We start from the raw sequence: 394 nt of genomic DNA, 5'->3' as shown, positions 1-394 counted from the left end.
ACCCCTGAAGCCCTCACTCCGCACCACAGCCCACCCGCCGGCCGTCCCGCCCCCGCCCCAGCCTTCGAGCCCGACGACCCCGGCTTCGTCCCGCACTCCGTCCCCGGGCCCGGCTCCGGCTCCCGCCTCGGTCCCGGTCCCGGCTCGTGCCCCGGCCACAGCTCTGGCTCCCGCTTCAGCGACGGCTCCGGGCCCGACCCCGGCTCCGGGCGCGTCGGCCGTACTGCCGGTCCCGGACGGGAGGGAGACGGCGGAGTCCGCCGCACCGGGTGAGGGCATGGCCCTTGAACCGACCACGTCCCCCGCTCGGGGCAGGCACACCACCCCGGCCACGCCCGATGCCGGGCCCGGTCCGACCGGGCCCGGCCCGCGGCCTTCGTCCGAGGCGCCGCAC

Annotated in this window: 1 pseudogene; it reads left to right on the top strand. The window is 79.4% G+C overall.

Features of this window, described 5'->3' with window-relative positions:
• Positions 1-273 (top strand): annotated as a pseudogene (locus B9S61_RS41490) (serine/threonine protein kinase); the annotation flags it as partial.
• Between the last annotated feature and the right edge of the window lie 121 nt (positions 274-394).

It is taken from the genome of Streptomyces sp. SM1 (genome assembly GCF_002910825.1).
In the GTDB taxonomy this organism is placed as follows: Bacteria; Actinomycetota; Actinomycetes; order Streptomycetales; family Streptomycetaceae; genus Streptomyces; species Streptomyces okerensis.
The sequence above is the reverse complement of the archived record's forward strand: the minus strand, read 5'-3'. Positions and strand labels throughout refer to the sequence as shown.